Source organism: Pseudoalteromonas sp. T1lg122, from assembly GCF_002964825.1.
In the GTDB taxonomy this organism is placed as follows: Bacteria; Pseudomonadota; Gammaproteobacteria; order Enterobacterales; family Alteromonadaceae; genus Pseudoalteromonas; species Pseudoalteromonas gelatinilytica.
On sequence record NZ_PQCG01000034.1, the window covers coordinates 3,077 to 21,080 of the forward strand.

Annotated in this window: 15 protein-coding genes and 5 tRNA genes; 9 read left to right on the forward strand and 11 right to left on the reverse strand. The window is 40.5% G+C overall.

Annotated elements, in window-relative coordinates:
• Nucleotides 1-112 precede the first annotated feature (112 nt).
• The 7 genes from C2M33_RS18120 to C2M33_RS18150 form a co-directional block, all read right to left on the reverse strand.
• Nucleotides 113-199, reverse strand: a tRNA-Leu gene (locus C2M33_RS18120).
• 34 nt (nucleotides 200-233) lie between these two features.
• Nucleotides 234-307 (reverse strand) — tRNA-Cys (locus C2M33_RS18125).
• 12 nt (nucleotides 308-319) lie between these two features.
• A tRNA-Gly gene (locus C2M33_RS18130) sits at nucleotides 320-395 on the reverse strand.
• Between the two features lie 139 nt (nucleotides 396-534).
• On the reverse strand, nucleotides 535-1,080 hold the full coding sequence (pgsA, locus tag C2M33_RS18135; protein WP_063707169.1) for a CDP-diacylglycerol--glycerol-3-phosphate 3-phosphatidyltransferase: 546 nt from the start codon (nucleotides 1,078-1,080) through the stop codon (nucleotides 535-537).
• Nucleotides 1,081-1,121: 41 nt separating this feature from the next.
• Nucleotides 1,122-2,945 (reverse strand): excinuclease ABC subunit UvrC, encoded by a 1,824-nt coding sequence (gene uvrC / locus C2M33_RS18140; RefSeq protein WP_105175107.1) that lies wholly within the window; start codon nucleotides 2,943-2,945, stop codon nucleotides 1,122-1,124.
• A gap of 8 nt (nucleotides 2,946-2,953) precedes the next feature.
• Nucleotides 2,954-3,604: a UvrY/SirA/GacA family response regulator transcription factor gene (uvrY, locus tag C2M33_RS18145; RefSeq protein WP_054553647.1), complete on the reverse strand. Its 651-nt coding sequence runs from the start codon at nucleotides 3,602-3,604 to the stop codon at nucleotides 2,954-2,956.
• 108 nt (nucleotides 3,605-3,712) lie between these two features.
• Nucleotides 3,713-4,864: a dicarboxylate/amino acid:cation symporter gene (locus C2M33_RS18150; protein WP_105175327.1), complete on the reverse strand. Its 1,152-nt coding sequence runs from the start codon at nucleotides 4,862-4,864 to the stop codon at nucleotides 3,713-3,715.
• Between the two features lie 215 nt (nucleotides 4,865-5,079).
• On the opposite strand from C2M33_RS18150, the gene C2M33_RS21375 reads away from it, so the two are divergent.
• The 4 genes from C2M33_RS21375 (at nucleotide 5,080) to C2M33_RS18165 (ending at nucleotide 9,165) form a co-directional block, all read left to right on the forward strand.
• A complete protein-coding gene (locus tag C2M33_RS21375; protein WP_233999266.1) occupies nucleotides 5,080-5,823 on the forward strand; it encodes a carbohydrate binding family 9 domain-containing protein in 744 nt (247 codons plus the stop codon).
• A complete protein-coding gene (locus C2M33_RS18155) occupies nucleotides 5,810-7,414 on the forward strand; it encodes a DUF5916 domain-containing protein (protein WP_233999267.1) in 1,605 nt (534 codons plus the stop codon). The genes C2M33_RS21375 and C2M33_RS18155 overlap by 14 nt, the downstream gene beginning before the upstream one ends.
• A gap of 193 nt (nucleotides 7,415-7,607) precedes the next feature.
• Entirely contained in the window at nucleotides 7,608-8,576 is a 969-nt protein-coding gene (cysK, locus tag C2M33_RS18160) for a cysteine synthase A (protein WP_063707165.1), read from the forward strand.
• A gap of 148 nt (nucleotides 8,577-8,724) precedes the next feature.
• Nucleotides 8,725-9,165 (forward strand): hypothetical protein, encoded by a 441-nt coding sequence (locus C2M33_RS18165; RefSeq protein WP_063707163.1) that lies wholly within the window; start codon nucleotides 8,725-8,727, stop codon nucleotides 9,163-9,165.
• A 73-nt stretch (nucleotides 9,166-9,238) separates the two neighbouring features.
• On the opposite strand, the gene C2M33_RS18170 is transcribed toward C2M33_RS18165, so the two are convergent.
• Together C2M33_RS18170 and C2M33_RS18175 are read right to left on the reverse strand one after the other, a co-directional pair.
• Nucleotides 9,239-9,538 (reverse strand): DUF6172 family protein, encoded by a 300-nt coding sequence (locus C2M33_RS18170; RefSeq protein ID WP_063707161.1) that lies wholly within the window; start codon nucleotides 9,536-9,538, stop codon nucleotides 9,239-9,241.
• A 162-nt stretch (nucleotides 9,539-9,700) separates the two neighbouring features.
• Complete coding sequence (locus tag C2M33_RS18175) at nucleotides 9,701-10,216, reverse strand: VC2046/SO_2500 family protein (RefSeq protein ID WP_063707128.1); 516 nt, start codon at nucleotides 10,214-10,216, stop codon at nucleotides 9,701-9,703.
• Nucleotides 10,217-10,328: 112 nt separating this feature from the next.
• Here C2M33_RS18175 and C2M33_RS18180 point away from each other — a divergent pair.
• Together C2M33_RS18180 and C2M33_RS18185 are read left to right on the forward strand one after the other, a co-directional pair.
• Nucleotides 10,329-10,413: transfer RNA gene (locus tag C2M33_RS18180), tRNA-Tyr, on the forward strand.
• A gap of 49 nt (nucleotides 10,414-10,462) precedes the next feature.
• Nucleotides 10,463-10,547 (forward strand) — tRNA-Tyr (locus C2M33_RS18185).
• A 173-nt stretch (nucleotides 10,548-10,720) separates the two neighbouring features.
• Here C2M33_RS18185 and C2M33_RS18190 read toward each other — a convergent pair.
• Entirely contained in the window at nucleotides 10,721-11,401 is a 681-nt protein-coding gene (locus tag C2M33_RS18190) for a M48 family metallopeptidase (protein ID WP_105175108.1), read from the reverse strand.
• Nucleotides 11,402-11,503: 102 nt separating this feature from the next.
• Between C2M33_RS18190 and C2M33_RS18195 the strand changes: the two genes are divergently transcribed.
• Entirely contained in the window at nucleotides 11,504-12,484 is a 981-nt protein-coding gene (locus C2M33_RS18195; RefSeq protein WP_105175109.1) for an ion channel, read from the forward strand.
• Here C2M33_RS18195 and C2M33_RS18200 read toward each other — a convergent pair.
• Nucleotides 12,481-13,551 (reverse strand): GGDEF domain-containing protein, encoded by a 1,071-nt coding sequence (locus C2M33_RS18200; protein ID WP_063707124.1) that lies wholly within the window; start codon nucleotides 13,549-13,551, stop codon nucleotides 12,481-12,483. The genes C2M33_RS18195 and C2M33_RS18200 overlap by 4 nt on opposite strands.
• Before the next feature lie 137 nt (nucleotides 13,552-13,688).
• On the opposite strand from C2M33_RS18200, the gene C2M33_RS18205 reads away from it, so the two are divergent.
• A complete protein-coding gene (locus C2M33_RS18205) occupies nucleotides 13,689-17,018 on the forward strand; it encodes a PAS domain S-box protein (protein WP_105175328.1) in 3,330 nt (1,109 codons plus the stop codon).
• On the forward strand, nucleotides 17,015-18,004 hold the full coding sequence (locus C2M33_RS18210; RefSeq protein WP_063707122.1) for a response regulator: 990 nt from the start codon (nucleotides 17,015-17,017) through the stop codon (nucleotides 18,002-18,004). Before C2M33_RS18205 ends, C2M33_RS18210 begins: the two co-directional genes overlap by 4 nt.

Here is an 18,004-nt window from a genome sequence, read left to right on the forward strand (position 1 = left end):
GTCAGTAATTTGTCCGTTGGTGCACAACCTTGCGGTTGCGATGATAACGTTCTGGCAACTGAGCTAGTGCCGCAAATTTGTTTCTTTATCCAATAAACTATTTAAGTTTAAATGGTGCCCGGGGCCGGACTTGAACCGGCACGCTGTTACCAGCGAGGGATTTTAAATCCCTTGTGTCTACCAATTCCACCACCCGGGCATCGGGTTGCTCATAGAGCGCGTGGAGTGTTGAATGGAGGCGGAACCCGGAGTCGAACCGAGGTGGACGGATTTGCAATCCGCTGCATGGCCACTCTGCCATTCCGCCAAATTAGATAATTGGAGCGGCACACGAGGCTCGAACTCGTGACCTCAACCTTGGCAAGGTTGCGCTCTACCAACTGAGCTAGTGCCGCTTTCTTTATCTTGGGGGATATGCCCTCTCAACACGGACGCATTCTACAGAGATTATTAAACGCGTCAATATAAAAAATGCTAGTTTTGAACTGTTTGCTTATTTTTTATCTAAAACGGTGTGTAATTAAACGTTTAGGATCAATTTTTGGTCAATTCTGACCATGCTGCTATTAAATACTGCAACATAGAACTAAGCGTTAAGAATGTTGCAATGTATAAAAGACCATAACTTAAGTAGATCATCCATGTATCAAACTGCCAAATCAAACCAATAATGGCTAGCATTTGTGCCGCAGTTTTAAACTTGCCCATGTTTGATACAGCTACGTTGTCACGTTTACCCTGCTCTGCCATCCATTCACGTAATGCAGAGATAACAATTTCACGACTAATAATCACTAATGCCGGAATAGTCATATACAAGGTTTGATAATGACTCGATAAAGCAACCAGTGCCGCACACACCATTACTTTATCTGCAACCGGATCTAAGAACGCACCAAATGGCGTTGACTGATTTAAACGACGAGCTAGATAACCATCAAGGATATCTGTGATCGACGCAAGCCAGAAAACAAACGCAGCAGCGAAAAACGCCCATGAGAAAGGCAAATAAAATATCACCAAAAAAATGGGGATAAGAAAAAGTCTAAAGGTTGTGAGTGTGTTTGGAATATTCCACATAACTACTTGGAGATGTCTTTTTTTCTATATTCGCACGAAGGCTACGCCTTGTCATGCAAATGATTAAATATCTTCTCAGCCATTTCAGGGCTGATCCCAGGAACTTGTTTTAATTGGTCTATATTAGCAGCTTTTACCCCTTGCATGCCCCCTAAATATTTTAATAATGCTTGTCGGCGCTTTTGTCCAACGCCAGTAATTTCTTCTAATAATGATTGTGTGCGTTGTTTTTGGCGTTTATTACGATGCCCAGCAATGGCAAAACGGTGCGACTCATCACGTATATGCTGAATCAAATGCAGTGCTGGCGCATCTGAATCAAGTGGAATTGTTTTACGTCCGCCATCAATTAATAGCGTTTCTAACCCAGGCTTTCGACTTGTGCCTTTTGCAACACCCACCAGCAATGGTATTTTATTATGCGGCCAGTTTTCAAAATATTGCTCAGCACGAGATAATTGACCTTTACCCCCATCGATAAAGATAACATCGGGTATTTTTTCTTCATCGACTACTTTGTTGTAACGTTTATTAAGTGCAAACTCCATCGCGGCATAGTCATCGCCACCGGTGATGCCGGTAACATTAAAACGGCGATACTCTTTATTGTTAGGTCCTTGTGAATCAAACACCACACAACTTGCAACCGTGTTTTCACCCATTGTATGGCTGATATCAAAACATTCCATGCGATTAATATCATCGAGACGTAATGTTTCTTTTAATTGCGCGTAACGTTTATTAATGGAGTCTTGGGTACTTTGTTTAACACTAATGCTGTTCAGAGCATTTTTATTAGCAAGCTTTAAATACTGTGCTCGCTCACCTCGATTGGCAACTTTTAAACTAACTTTACGCTCAGAGATTGCCGTAAGTGCTTCACTTAAAGGCTCACTTTCTTCAATACTGAACGGTAAGATAATTTCTTTGGCAATGCGCCCCGTTGCACCAGGTGCTAAATAATACTGACCTAAAAACGAAGTCAGTATTTCTTCTTCACCGGAATCTTTAGGTACTTTTGGGAAATAAGTTTTGCTGCCTAGCACTTTGTGATCGCGGATCATTAATAAATGAACCGCATTTAAACCATTTAAATGCGCAAAGCCAATCACATCCATTTCCGCATGATTACCCGAAATAGATTGTTGCTCCTGCATTTTTCGCAGTAGCATAATTTGGTCACGCACTTTGGCAGCAAGCTCAAATTTGAGCTCTTTGCTCGCTTGCTCCATCTTGGTGATTAAATCAGCAATGACTTCATGAGATTTGCCTAGCAAAAACTTGCGAACAAAATCAACTTCTTGTCGATATTCTTCATCGGAAATTTTATTTACACACGGCGCAGAGCAGCGTTTTAACTGATATTGTAAACATGGACGGCTTCTAGCTTGGTAATACGCATCTTCACATTGGCGAACCGGAAAGATTTTTTGCATTAAACGCAAACTTTCTGATACCGCTCCTGCACTTGGGAATGGACCAAAATATTCGCCTTTAATTTTTCGGCTGCCGCGATGAAACGCCAGACGCGGGTGCGTGTGATCAGTTAAAAGAATATACGGGTAAGACTTATCATCTCGTAACAGAATATTGTAACGAGGCTGATATTTTTTAATTAGGTTGTTTTCGAGTAATAAGGCTTCCGTTTCGGTGTTGGTCAGGGTGACCTCAATACCGCAAATATTACTTACTAAGACACGCGTTTTACTATCAGTGACATTACTTCGAAAGTAACTACTGACGCGCTTTTTTAGATTTTTTGCCTTACCGACATAGATAACTTGCCCTTCACTATCAAGCATTCGGTAGACACCGGGCTCACTTGATAGTGTTTTTAGAAAACGGGCTGGTTCGAAATCAGACATTGAGCAAATTAATGCGAACTATCAATGTCGATCATTTTATGACGAATTGCTAAATGAGTAAGTTCAACATCACCACCCACATTTAGCTTTTCAAACATGCGATAGCGATAGCTATTCACTGTTTTTGAACTCAGGTTTAAACGTTCTGCGATGTCTTGCGCTTTCTCACCTTTGGTGATCATCAGCATAATTTGCAGCTCACGCTCAGATAAACTCTGGAATGGGTTTTCATCTGTACGGCCACTTACCTGCGCAAGAGCAATTTGCTGTGCAATTTCAGGTGCAATATAACGTTGGCCTGCATTCACCGCACGAATGGCGTTAACCATTTCATCAGAGCCGGCACCTTTGGTCAGATAACCATGAGCACCGATTTGCATTACTTTACTTGGGAATGGATCTTCACAATGCACAGTAAGCACAATAATTTTTACATCTGGGCAATAACGACAGATTTTCTTCGTCGCTTCTAAACCGCCAATACCTGGCATATTCATGTCCATCAACACGATATCAGGTGAATGCTGGCGACAAAATTGCACCGCTTCTTCACCGGTTTTAGCTTCACCCACCACTTTAAAACCACGAACATCATCAAGTATACGTCTGATCCCTGTCCGTACAAGCTCATGGTCATCAACTAAAAGTACATTAATCAATGGAACACCCTCAAAAAACCCAAATAGCTGCTTTCGCACAATTTAATGTGCCACATTAGCACAGAAAAAGTGAAACGATAAATCAAAATATCGTTTCACTAATTAATTTTATGCCGAGGCTTTCTCGCTAAAACGATCAACCCATAAAGCAATAATACCATCACCCGTTACATTACACGCGGTACCAAAGCTATCTTGTGCTAAATAAAGTGCAATCATCAGTGCAACAGCACCTTCATTAAAGCCAAGCATACTTGTTAGTAGGCCCAGTGCTGACATAACAGCGCCGCCTGGTGCACCAGGTGCAGCAATCATTACAACACCTAACATCATAATAAACGGCAACATACCAAATAGTGATGGTACATCCATATTCGGTGATAAGAACATCACAGCCATTGCACATGTCACAATCGTGATTGTTGAACCAGACAAGTGAATGGTTGCACATAAAGGCACGGTAAAGTTAGCAACGTCTTCTTTTACGTTATTTGCTTTGCTTGAACGAAGTGAAACAGGAATTGTTGCAGCACTCGACATTGTACCTAAAGCAGTAAAATAAGCTGGCAGCATGTTTTTTACAAGCTCTAATGGATTACGCTTTAGTAGTAGTCCCGTTGAAACGTATAAAAATGTTAACCACAACCAATGCATAATTAATGCAGCTAATAAAACAATGCCAAAGGTTTGTAAGGTATCAACCACTGTGCCTGCGACTGTCATTTCAGCAAATACACCGGCGATGTAAAAAGGTAACGCTGGGATAATCACTTTTGCTAATAAAGCATCGATAACATCACGGCCTTGATCAGACACTTTTTTCAGTGTTTCAAGTTGTAATTGACTCATGCCAATGCCAAACACAAATGCGGTCACTAATGCCGTCATCACACTCATTAAAGGCGGGATTTCTAAATCAATAAAGCTGCCTACTTCTGTTGCTACTTCGGCTTCAAACGTTAAACCCCCATCAAATAATGGGATCATGGCACTTACCAGTAGAAACGCTAAAGTACCCGCGATTATTGTTGACCCATAAGCAAACCCAACTGTTTTGCCTAACAAGTGGCCTGAACCTTTTGGTAAGCCAGCAATACCTGATGCAATAAAAAATAAAATAATCAGGGGAATGGTAAAGGTGATCAACTGACCTATTATTTCTTTTACTGTGTAAAGGAGTTCAACACCTGTTAGTGGCACATATAAGCCCACTAAGATACCAGCAACAATACCGGCAATTAATTTTAGAATTAACTTCATAACGATCACTTCAATTTTTAGGTGGTAATCTTTTACCACGTTTTAGTTTACTTTTGTTATAAAACAGCCAAATTAACGTTTAACTGCGCAAATTACCACCACAGCTTGTCAGAATCTAATTTGAACGTAAATATATGCGCCCTGTCGCGTTGCATTTGTTAACAATGTTGCAAATTAATAACATGCTCGCAGTTTTGAATACCCGTATAGTGCTTATGTATAAATCAATATTAAGTGCCGCTCTATTGAGTGTGCCTTTTACTACCTTGGCCACCAGCCAACCTGTCACCCTCCCTTTTATTGCAGAGCAAGCAACAATTGATGGCAAGCTAAATGAGCCAAGTTGGCAACGTGCAAAAAAAATCACCATAGACAACGTCACTTGGCCTTATGAGAACAGTAAAAGCCCAGTCACCACCCACGCCTATGTTTATGAAGATGGCGAAACACTTTTTATTGGCTTTGAAGCAAACGACCCTAACCCGGAACTTATTCGTGCTTTTTACCGTGACCGAGATGCGGCATGGGATGATGACTTAGTTGGTCTAAAAATTGATTCATACAATAATTCTCAATTAGCGTATCAATTTTTTATCAATCCACTTGGTGTACAGCAAGATTCAATAGAAAACGAACTGACTAAACATGAGAGCTCATCATGGGATGGTATTTGGGATAGTGTGGGTGTTATTCACGAAAACGGATACACCGTTGAAGTTGCAATCCCCTTACGCGTACTAAATTTTGACGACAGCGTGGCAAGTAAAACCATGGCAATGGAGTTTTTACGTTTTTTACCGCGCAGTGAACGTTTACGTATCTCAAGTATGCAGATTGACCATGGTAACAACTGTTGGATTTGCCAAATGCCAAGTTACCAAGGCTTTGAACAAGCGAAGCAAGGCAACAACGTGGCAATTATTCCATCTGTGGTGCTTGGCAAAAATGAGAACCCGTGATATTGATGGCTCAGAAGTGGCAGATTGGCAGTCAGAAAACAATACTGAAGCCAGTCTCGATGTAAAATGGGGGATCACCCCAGACATTACTTTAAATGCGACCATTAATCCTGATTTTTCTCAGGTCGAAGCGGATGTCGCACAATTGAGCGTGAACAATAATTTCAGTTTGTTCTTCCCTGAAAAGCGCGCCTTCTTTTTAGATAACGCTGACTACTTTGCCTCAACACTTAACCTTATTCATACCCGTAATATTGCCCAACCAGATTACGGCACGAAAATCACCGGCAGCAAAAATGGCCATACATTTGCCGGTTTCATTGCCAATGACACACAAACAAATGTGTTGATCCCGGGCAATTTAGGTTCATCGCTTGTCGCCCTCGACGAAAAAGGTGAAAACGGTGCCCTGCGTTATCGATACGATTTTGAATCAGGGTTATCACTTGGCTCAACGGCAACACACAGACAAAGTGATGACTACAAGAACACGGTTTACAGTATTGATAGTAAATACAAACCAACAGTCAACGATGTTTTTTTAGTGCAAGTATTAAAGTCACAAACGCAATACAGCCAAGACTTCATAGATGAGTTATGTGATGGAGATAACTGCTCACAGCCAGAGCAAGTAAGCTGTGAATTAAATAGTGACTGCGACTACAACGAAGGCGTACTGCGTGTTTTAAGTAAAGAACAGCAATCAGGCACTGGTTACTATGTAAAGTATCAGCACGACGAGAAATATTGGCGCGCATTTGCCGATTATAATTATCGCGATGCCGATTTGAGAGCAGACTTAGGTTTTATCTCACAAGTTGATTTTAAGAAGTTTACGACTGGGGGTGAATACCGTTGGTATGGTGATAAAGGTAATTGGTGGAATCGCGCAAACCTTTATGCCGATTGGGATATTACTCATAACGAAAATAACGAACTTCTTGAAAAAGAAGCACAGACTAGCTTTTCTGTGAGTGGTCCATTACAAAGCTTTTTTGAGCTGTCTGTTGAACACAGAAACCGAACCGGCCTTCGTCATGATAAATCACGTTTAGATATTGATGGCAACACAGATATGTTTAGCGAAAATGGCGTTGGCTTTTATAGTGACTTTAAGCCAACCGCTGGGGTATTTGCTTCTTTATTTATGTATACAGGTAATGCTGTCGACTTAGCGAATAACCGCGTTGGTGATAAATTCCATATTCGCCCAGTACTGAATATGAATCTTGGTAAACATTTTGAAGTACGTTTACGTCATACTTATGAGCAGCTTGAGGCTGATGGCAGTGAAGTATTTACCGCTAATTTAAGTGATGTGCGTTTAACTTATCAATTCAACGTAAATAGCTTTGTACGCCTTGCAGTCATTTATACTGACTTAGAGCGTAATCAAGCTAATTACATAGATGATGTAGATAGCCAATATAAAAACCTCGCCACTCAACTATTGTATTCTTACAAGTTGAATCCGCAAACGGTATTCTTTGCTGGCTACTCTGATAATGGCTACCAAGATGATGAGCTTTCATCCATCACCAAAGAGCAGCGCACCTTATTTGCTAAATTTAGCTACGCTTGGTTACTCTAACCTGACTTTGCGCACCTTTGGGTGCGCGCCCTTCTTTTCCCACCTTATTACTAAATGCTATAAGCCTATTCGCTATATGTTATAGCCAAACTTTACTTTCGTTTTTTATTCACCACAGTAAAGTGTGACTATTACAGATCGGTAGCCTAAGCTATTTGGTCACGATTGAATAAATTGCTTCCAAGGGAACACTATGTCTAACATTTTTGAAGATAATTCATTAACGATTGGTAATACACCAATTGTAAAGCTTAACCGCGTAACCTCAGGTAATGTTTTTGCTAAAGTAGAATCACGTAACCCAAGCTTTAGTGTTAAATGCCGTATTGGCGCTTCAATGATCTGGGAAGCAGAAAAGTCAGGCGTATTAACCAAAGACAAAGAGCTAATCGAGCCTACATCTGGTAACACAGGTATTGCGCTTGCATTCGTTGCTGCATCACGTGGTTATAAATTAACACTGACTATGCCTAATACAATGAGCTTAGAGCGTCGTAAACTATTAAAAGCGTTAGGTGCCAACCTAGTATTGACTGATGGCGCTAAAGGCATGAATGGCGCAATCGAAAAAGCAAAAGAAATTCAAGCAAGTGAGCCTGAAAAGTACATTCTTTTACAGCAATTCGAAAACCCAGCAAACCCGAAAATTCACTTCGAAACAACGGGTCCTGAAATCTATGAAGCAATGGACGGTAAAATCGACATCTTCGTAGCAGGTGTTGGTACAGGTGGTACCATTACAGGTGTTAGCCGTTACCTTAAACTAGAAAAAGGCCTAAACGTGCAATCTGTTGCTGTTGAGCCAACTAACTCACCTGTTATTAGCCAAACTTTAGCTGGCGAAGAAATTAAACCGGGTCCTCATAAAATTCAAGGTATCGGTGCAGGCTTCATCCCTGGCAACCTTGATTTAGAAGTGATTGATGCCGCAGAGCAAGTATCAAATGAAGATGCGATTGCAATGGCTCACGAACTGATGAAAAACGAAGGTATTTTAGTGGGTATTTCATCGGGTGCTGCAGTCGTTGCTGCAAAACGCCTTGCTGAAAAACCTGAAAACGCAGACAAAAATATCGTGGTAATTTTACCAAGTGCAACTGAGCGTTACTTATCTAGTCCATTATTTGCTGAAGAATTCAGCGACAAAGAGCTTGTTCAGTAATAACAACTAAGTTGTCAAAAAAGGATGCAGAGATGCATCCTTTTTTATTACCCAAAATAAATAAAACCAATAATTTTACCGAGTTAACTTTACATCAAGCTGATTTAGTCACACACTTAATCTCAAGTTAACTCGTAAAACAACAACAATGAAAAATATACTCTTAATTTTTGTTCTATTAAGTAGCTGCTTTCTTTTCGGTTGCGGTTCTGAAGATGCGCCAAAAGGCGAAAAAAACACCCCTGGTAATGTGGCGACTCTGTATTTCGATGCCTTATATAACCAAAACGATTTGAACCTTGCTATGGAATACGCCACCCCAAAAATGGCGCGTATTATGAAATCTTACGGTACCGCTGGGCAGTTCGCTCGCAACCTAGTCAATATGCAATACGACGAGGTGGTAATTGAAGTCGATATGACCAATATGAGTCTACGCGAACAATACGGTGATAAAGCCAATATCAATTTAATCTTCACAGGCTACTTTAACGGTAAAAAAGTTGATGATATGCGCAGTGTGAAAATGATGCGTAAAAAAGGCAATTGGTACATAGAAAAAATCAATGCCGATCCATTTGCACGTTGATTAATTACTAAAACTAAAAAAGGGCCTGAAGGCCCTTTTTTGGTAAGAGTATAACTGCAGAACAGTATGGATATTACTCTTCGTCAAACTCTTGCTGTTGACGCTGTGCAGGACGCGCTAAGATCTCAACGTAGAACGATGTAAGCCCTTTAGCTTCAATATCGCTGATACATTTATTAATCTCTGCCACGTGAACGACATTGGCCTCATCCGCTGATTCACCAAACTTACAGTCAAACGCCCAATAATCGGCATCTGCTGGGAGTGTTTTATTACGCTCACGTTTTAAGTATTTTTTTACTTCGTGCTTGGCTGCATCAACCATACGAGGGTATTTAATTTTCTCGTGGTTTAGCGTGAATGTTTTCTTCATTATAGTCCTAGTAACTTGGTTCAATGACAATGGCATTAAGCCATAGACTGCTATTATAACAAGCACATCTTAATTTAGCTGTACTTTTTGCAGTTTTACTTAAATATAAGTGTATTCTTAGTTTATTCGTAGTCTATGACAGTTCGATTAAGCCACTTATACTTAAGCTGTAGCTAAATGTAGGGGTTGATGTATCGCCTCGTCGGTAAGGCTATCATAAAATGCAGCAGCGTCGATTTGTGGGCGCTCCACAGGTTTATTTTTTTCATAAAAACGTTTTCTAACTGCTGGCTCACAGTTATCAATCACTTCAAGTGGCACATGCAGCTTGTCATCACGGACATTCAGCGGTTCTGGGTTTAAGCAATGATGTAACCTAATATCCGACAAACCACCTTGCAGTAATTTAAATGCATTGTCTTGGCCTATCAACATATCGAATTGTTCAGGAGCTAATGGTTGTGATGGACCAGCACCGAGTTCTTTACGCAGAACCGATTCAGATACATCAGGACTGGTTAATTCTGTTTTTGGCAGGTGAAACTGGCTAAAATCGAGCGCATCATGAGAAAGCATTGCTAGTAATAAAGCAAACTCTCCAGAGCGGTGCTCGTGTACACTTTTATTTAGACGATTATCGAGTTGACTCTCAGTGAGCAACAAACCATCAATTTGCATAGTCTTTAGCCAAATAGTTTCTTGATTAACCAGTTATCGGCATTTATGCATTTTTCTTTAGTTTTTTTCTTTACTTAAATAATCAGTTTGCTATTATCAGCGCCGTTGCATTGGAGGGGTTCCCGAGCGGCCAAAGGGATCAGACTGTAAATCTGACGGCTCAGCCTTCGCTGGTTCGAATCCAGCTCCCTCCACCACTTTCCTTCTTAGAAAAGTGGGGCCAAATGCAATAGTAAAAATCTGTGTGGAGGGGTTCCCGAGCGGCCAAAGGGATCAGACTGTAAATCTGACGGCTCAGCCTTCGCTGGTTCGAATCCAGCTCCCTCCACCACTCTTTACTTTTTCTACCTTTACTTTTTCTACCTTTACTCTCGCTAACTTTACTCTCGCTAACTTTACTCTCGCTAACTTTACTCTCGCTAACTTTACTCTTTCTAACTTTACTCTTTCTAACTTTACTCTTTCTAACTTTACTCTTTCTAACTTTACTCTCGCTAACTTAAGCTACCAACTCAAACTACTTCCATTTGCTTTAAGCCATTGCTCTGCTTTTTTATAATTTGGATAAAACTGGCTCACACGTTGCCAAAACTTAGCGCTATGGTTCATATGCAAAAGATGCGCAAGTTCGTGTACAACCACATAATCAATCACCCAGGTTGGCGCACTTGCTAAATGTAGATTAAAAGTCAGCTCGCGGCGCTTATTACAACTGCCCCAACGACGTTTATAATGTTGAATTTTAAGCTTTGTAGGGAGTGCTTCAGACATCTGTACACAATAATCATGAACACGCATTTCAATATAGCTCTCAAGCTTTTCATGTAAAAACTGCTCAAGCAATGCTAGGTAGTTAGCTTCTTGATGTTTGACGCGCGATGAAATAGATAAGGTAAGCCTAGCGTGTGCATCTTGTTGCCACATGCTTTTAGTGCCTTTTGCAAATACTATCGGAACATCTTGCCCAAACAACTTAATTGTCGCGTTTGCAAGAGGAAGTTGACGGCGTTCAGCATGAATGGATTGTTTGGCAATTTGTTCAGCGACCCAATCTTGCTTGGTCTTAAGCCAGGCATCAATCTCAGTTTGTGGAACATAAAAAGGTGCATAAACAGTGAGTTTCTGCTGGGCAACTTTAATTGCCACTGTGGTTCTGCGTTTACTGCGCTTTAAGGTGTAATCCAACAAAGATAAGCCAATTCAATTAATAAATATGAGAGATTCCATTTTACCCTGTCAAATAGCTGCTAATCTATAAAGATGACTCACAAATAAGTTTTCATCTTTATGCCTGACAAACCATGTTGTAGTTATATTTCCCCAACAGGTAACAAGTGCCAAGAAACAGATATGGGCTCTGGATTTTGCTTTTGGCATGATAGTAAATTTGATAAATCAGGGCTAGATCTAACCCAAAAATTAGAGCGCTATGCAAAAAAAGGTGGCTTATTAGAAGGCCTGCAATTGCAAAGAGCGAACCTTTCAGGGTTAAACCTGATCAAGCAGGATGACGAAGAAGGTTATGATCTCTCCTATTGTAATTTTTATCGTGCGAATTTAACGGGCGCTCATTTATTTAATAATAAAATAGCCAACGCTTCATTAATGAAAGCCAATTTACATAGTGCGAGTTTACATTACTGTGATTTAAAAAATACCAACTTATTGGGCATCAAACTCAACGACAGCAGAATTGATAATATCGAGTTGGGTAACCAATTATTACAAGAAGCGGCTGCATTTAAAGCACGTAAAAATAAACAGCATGATGAAGCACGAGACTTATTTGAGCAATCTGAAGAAATATATCGCAATTTAAGAAAAGCCTCTGAACATCAAGGGCTTTTTGAGCTCGCCGGTAACTTCACCTACAAAGAATTAAGAATGCGTCATGCGCAATACCGAAAAGGCTCAACCAAGCAAATTACTTCCAGCTTTATAGATATGCTCTGTGGTTATGGCGAAAAGCCCGAAAATGTCATTCGCTTTAGTCTGTCACTCATTATTTGCTGTGCATTTTGTTATTTCCTATTTGGGGTAAGTTATCAAGATTCTGTCATGCAACTGAGCTTTGAAAATTCATTTCAAAGCAATTTGTCGGCATTGTTGAATAGTTTTTACTTCAGCGTGGTGACTTTTACAACCCTTGGCTATGGTGACATTACGCCAATAGGTTTTTCGAGGTTAATCGCAGCCATAGAAGCATTTTGTGGTAGCTTTTCGCTTGCTTTATTCGTCGTTGTTTTTGTAAAGCGTATGACTCGCTAACGCATAATGTATGAACCCTTATGCTCTTTTGCCTGATACATTTTTTTGTCGGCTCGATTAATTAACTCTTCAGCATCTACCGTGCTATCAAGTGGCGCTGCAATAAGACCAAAACTTAGATGAAGCTCAGGGTATTGTTGTTCAAATGCGGCTATAAGTTTTTCACAAATAGTAAAGGCGCTATCTAACTCGCAATCGGGTAAGATGATGCAAAATTCATCGCCGCCATAACGGCACGGTATATCAATCTCGCGAATATTATCAAGTAAGTATTGGCCTATATATTTAAGGACTTCGTCGCCTTTTAAATGCCCTTGTGTATCATTTACTGACTTAAAGTCATCGAGATCAAAATAAACAACCGTTAATGGCGATTTGTGACGTCTGGCTCTGGCAAGGTCGCGTTGTAATAGCTCTTGCATGACACGCCGGTTGTAGAGGTTAGTAAGTGGGTCAAGCTTAGCTAGCTTCTCAAGTTCTTGAGTACGCTGAGCGACTTTTTCTTCAAGGCCTTTCGCATAGACTTCGGTGCGGCGTTTCGCATTTTCAATTTCGCCCACTAAGCTGTCGATATAAGTATCAAAGACCAAAGTCGTATCAAAGTAAATCAATTTATCAATGATGTTAAGGGTATGATTTAACTCATCTTGATTGCTTATTGTGGTGCGAAGCACATTAAAAATGAGTTCTTTTAAAGTACACACCGCCGATAAGTAAAGCTTAGGTTCAACACCAATACGCTTATGCACCATACCAATCCGTAGACGGTTGTTAACATATTCATGCTCGTAACGACCACAAAATAAATCGATTATATACTGCCTTTGTGCATCTCTGAGCCGTGTTAAAGTATCCGCATCACCAATTAATAACGAAATTTCATCTACTTCGGTTTGCTTTTTATAAAACTCATTAACCACATTTTCAATGGCTGATTCTATAATGGGCTTGTAGTTTAATAATGATGAGAGACTGTTTGAAGTCAGCCCTAATAAACTCATTCTGTGTTGGATTTCTACATCATTAATTTGCATTTGTTCAACTAAAGTTTGCTCGGTTCTTCTCATCTACCCACCTCGAACTACTCCTTTTTAATTAAATATAGCCAAGGTTTTGAATCCTACGTACTTAAGTGATAGGTTTTTCTCTAAATTCAGAACAATTTGTATTAGACTGCTATTACAAGCCGTTTCAAAAAAATATTATGCTCGCGAAATTTTTTATAACCGATCAAGACCCCAGCTTCATAGTAAGTGGTGTCTATGATTCAAGCTTAGTTGCTCTTTCTATTGCTACGGCTATTTTTGCTGCTTATTTTTCACTCCATATCATTGATTTAGCAAATAGAACTCAATTTGATTCGTACCGTAAATTAGGCAGTGCAACAGGTGCCTTGGTGATGTCAGGTGGGATTTGGAGTATGCACTTTATCGGCATGCTGGCTTTTTCATTGTGCACCACCGTGGAGTACGACCCTACACTGACATTTTTTTCATTTATTCCTGCATTTTTAGCCTGCTATACCGCATTTTCATTTTTGAAACGCAAAGATTTAAAGCAAATACCAACAACAATAAAGCTACTCATTGGCTCTGTATTACTTGGCTCTGGCATTGGTGCGATGCACTACTCGGGCATGGCCGCCATGCAAATGAGTCCGCTGCTTCGCTACGACCCGGCTTGGTTTGCAGCATCAATTGTGGTGGCAGTTGCATTATCTTTTGTCGGCTTATATGCGCGATTTCACTTAGGCGAGCACTTTAAAAAACTCACTGTGTTACAAACCCGAATCATTTGCGCCATTATATTTGGCTTTGCTGTAGCGGGTATGCACTATATGGGAATGGCCGCCACCCGCTTTGTTGCAACCTCACCTTTGTTATCTGAAAACGTTCAAACGTCGCAACTTACTTTTATCGCCATTAGCGTTTCATTTGCTACCGTATTATTGACTGCTCTGGTTGGGATTATTAACGGCATGGTGCGTTTTCGCTTATTACTTGCTGAAAAATCGGCAGAAGAGTCGCGCTTAGATGCCATTTTAGGCACCGCAATAGATGGTATCGTAACAATTAATATTCATGGCATTATTTTAAGCTTTAATAAATCAGCAGAAACTATTTTTGGTTGGCGCCAAGACGAAGTACTGGGCAAAAACGTAAAACTATTAATGAACGACGATATAGCCGCGCAACATGATGGTTACTTAGCTGATAGTAGCAGGCATGAAGTTAAAAAAGTGATTGGCGTTAACCGTAATGTGTTTGCGAAGCACAAAGATGGTCATTTATTTCCTATTCGACTTGGCCTTGGTGAAGTAAAACAGCCTAACGCAGAAACACTGTTTGTTGGCTTTATAACCGATTTAACAGAGCAACGTGCACTACAGCAAAGTCTCGAAGAAAAAGAGAAACAATATCGTACCTTAATGAACAATACCCCAGGCGCTGTATTTCGTTGTTTGTTAGATGAACACTGGACGATGAAGTTTATAAGCCCCAGTGTTTCTGACTTAACAGGTTACAGCCCTCAAGAATTTACTGATGGTAAAATTACATTTGCTCAAATCATTAATAACGATGATGTAGCGCATATTGATGAAGTTATGGAAAAAGCCATAGCTGAAAGAAACCAATATGCGGTTGAGTACCGCATTCGCCATCGAAATGGCAAAGTTGTGTGGGTTTTAGACCAAGGAACAATTAACGAAAATAGTGATTCTAAACAAAAGTGGATCGATGGTGTACTGATTGATATCACCGCTCGTCACGAATATGAAGAATCACTCAAAAAGGCTAAGCAAGAAGCTGAAGCCGCAGCACAAGCAAAACAATCATTTATGGCAAATATGAGCCATGAAATTCGCACGCCAATGAATGCGATAATCGGCTTTAGCGACATATTAATGGATAGTCCTCTTAGTAAAGAGCAACAAAAACATATTATTACCGTCAATAAATCAGCTCGCTCACTGCTGCATTTGCTCAATGAAGTACTAGATTCTGCAAAGTTAGAAAAAGGCAAACTCGATATTCATGCTGAGCACTTTAACTTACAAGCCTTGCTCGACAATATCGTCTCGACTTTTTGGCTTGAGGCGAAGCGTAAAGATATTCTGCTTGATTTGATTATCGCTGATAATGTTGCGCCTATTTATATTGGCGATGAATCCCGTATTCGCCAAGTGATGAATAACCTCATCGGTAATGCGATTAAATTTACAGAGCAAGGGTCTGTCACAATTACGGTGAGTCAAACTCAAAATAAACAATTGTTTTTCGAAGTACAAGACAGCGGGATAGGCATAGCCAAGCACCGCTTAGACGCTATTTTCCAGCCATTTGAACAAGCCGATGGTACCATGACACGCCGATTTGGTGGCACAGGCCTTGGTACGACTATCAGTAAGCAGCTTGTTGAATTAATGGGTGGTTCAATTGGTGCTATTAGTGAAGAAGGTAAAGGCAGCTGCTTCTACTTTAGCCTTCCTTTACAAGAAGGTGATATCAGCCAAGTCGATACCCTAACTTGTAATCAATTAAACTTACCAAAACTTCGCATATTAGTGGTTGATGACATTGAGCAAAATGTTGAGCTACTGAACATTTTATTATCGCAAGCTGGGCACACCATCAGTACGGCTCACAATGGTCTTGAAGCCATTGCAGCATTTGAACAGCAAAGCTTTGATGTGATTTTGATGGATATACATATGCCGGAATGTGACGGCATTACGGCCTGTAAAGAAATCCGCGAAATAGAGAAAATCAGATGCTTAAAAATTACACCTATCATCGCGTTGACGGCGAGTGTTTTACAACAAGATAAAATTACTACAAAGCAGGCCGGTATGAATGGCTTTGCGAATAAACCCGTTGATATTAACCAGCTGAACCATGAAATTGCGAAAGTGCTTGGTTTAGAAGTAAATAAAATCACTAACAATAAAGTCGGTGATGAGAAAAAGCACATCAACTACGACAAAGGTGTTTTGATGTGGGGAAGCAAAGAGAAATTAAATACGGAAATTGGCTTATTCCTAAGCAATCATCAACAGAGTATTCTACGACTGACGGAACCAATGCTCAGTGAAGAAGAACAAAAAGCAATTTTGCATACTCTTAAAGGAGTCGCGGGTAATTTAGCCCTCGCAAAATTATTATACTTGTTATCAAACGCTGAGAAAGAACGTGAAAAGGAAAGCTTCCCTACACTCATTGCAGAGTGCGAACAGGAATGGCAAACGCTGATTGCATTGCTTGCAGATCAGCCGCAGTCTAGTTCACAACAGCAACCCATACACGAAACGTCGTTGGGCGCATTTATTAGCCAAATTGAGGCACTGCAAGCGCAAGCTGAGCATGCAGAAATAGACGATGATTTATTAAGCCTGGTGCAATCCCAAGCACCGGCAACCTACCAAGATCAGGTTGTTGAAATTTGTGCGCATTTTGAAAACTTTGACTTTGATGCAGCAAGCACTGCTTTATCAGCTTTAAAGCATACTCTCCAAGCTGCTAAGGAACACGTATGACGCAAATCTCAGAACGTGCAAGAATTTTGGTCGTCGATGATGAACCAGCCAATTTAAAAGTGATCCGTGAAGTACTCGCTAACGATTATCGCTTATCGTTTGCAAAATCTGGCGAGCTTGCTCTTCAGCTTATTGAGAATGAACCTCCTAAATTGATTTTGCTCGATATAATGATGCCCGACATGAGCGGCTTTGAAGTTTGTAAAGTATTGAAAGCAAATCCTAAAACTGCTCATATCCCTGTTATCTTTGTTACCGCACTTTCTCATGAGCAGGATGAGTCTGAAGGCTTTGCTCTAGGTGCAGTCGATTATATTACCAAACCAATTAGCCCTGCGATTGTCAGGGCGCGTGTTAAAAATCATTTATCTTTAGTGCAAGCTGAACAACTACAATTAGCCCACATTGATTTGATCCAACGTTTAGGCCGCGCTGCAGAATATAAAGACACCGACACCGGTGAGCACATTGCAAGAATGAGCCGCTACAGTAAAGTACTCGCCCTTGCCTATGGCATGAGCGAGTACGAGGCAGAGCAGCTTAAACAGGCAGCGCCTATGCATGATGTCGGTAAGATAGGCATTCCTGATTCAGTGCTATTAAAACCTGGACGCTTGAACGAAAACGAATACGAACACATGAAACAACATGCCTTAATCGGTGCGAAAATTTTAGAGAACTCAACTTCGCCGTTATTGCAACTTGCTCATAAGCTTGCCCTTGAACACCATGAAAAATGGGATGGTACGGGTTATCCGTATGGCCTGAAAGGCGAAGAAATTAGTATTGAAGGGCGTATTGTCACCATTGCAGATGTGTTTGATGCTTTAACCTCAAAACGCCCTTATAAAAAAGCCTGGTCGGTTGAAGAAGCGCTCGACTTATTGAAAGACGAAGCTGGTAAGCATTTTGACCCGCAACTAGTTGATTTATTTATCGGCCAAATAGATAGCATCATAGAAATCAAAAACACTTATACCCGCTAA